General features: G+C 72.1%; 1 protein-coding gene. It reads left to right on the top strand.

Translation table 11 applies throughout. From position 1 onward, the window contains the following. Positions 1-79: 79 nt before the first annotated feature. Positions 80-723: IS110 family transposase (locus tag ACI79S_RS20780; protein WP_456595335.1), on the top strand; the 644-nt coding region annotated here is incomplete at its 3' end.

The raw sequence follows: 723 nt of genomic DNA, 5'->3' as shown, positions 1-723 counted from the left end.
ACGTGCCGACTGGCGACAGGGCTGAGCGCCTCGAGCGCCGATCAGTGAGCGACCGGCGTGCACGTCCCGAGACCACCGGGTGCTTCCCCGCTGCTGCAACAGCCAGGAGGCACAGATGAACGATCCCACCGTCACCCCGCTGCCGACAGGTGCGCTGTTCGCCGGCATCGACTGGGCCAGCGCCGACCACGCCGTCTGCGTCGTCGATGCCGCCGGCGCGGTGTTGTGGCGCCACACCGTGGCCCACAGCCGCGCCGGGCTGACCCGGCTCACGACCCGCCTGACCGAGCTGGGCGTGATCCGGGTCGGTATCGAACGCCCGGACGGGCCGGTCGTGGAGGCACTGCTTGACGCCGGTCTGCCGGTGGCAGTGGTGCCGCCGCGGCAGGTGAAGAACCTCCGCTCCCGCTACCGCGGCGCAGGCAAGGACGACCGGTTCGACGCCTACCTGCTGGCCGACACGATGCGCACCGACGGGCACCGCTACACCGACCTGACCCGTGACACACCCGCCACGACGGGTCTGCGCGCACTGATCCGTGCCCGCCAGGACCTGGTCGAGGTGCGCGTCGGGCTGGCCAATCAGCTGCGCCACACCCTGGAGCTGGCCTTTCCCGGCGCGGTCGGGCTGTTCTTCGACCTGCACAGCCCCGTCGCCCGTGCGTTCCTGCGCCGCTTTCCGACCGCCGCCGAGGCCGCCGTCCTCGACGAAGAGGCGATGGC

This window comes from Blastococcus sp. SYSU DS1024 (assembly GCF_054050795.1).
Note: the sequence above shows the minus strand (reverse complement) of the source record. Positions and strands in the feature narration are given on the sequence as shown.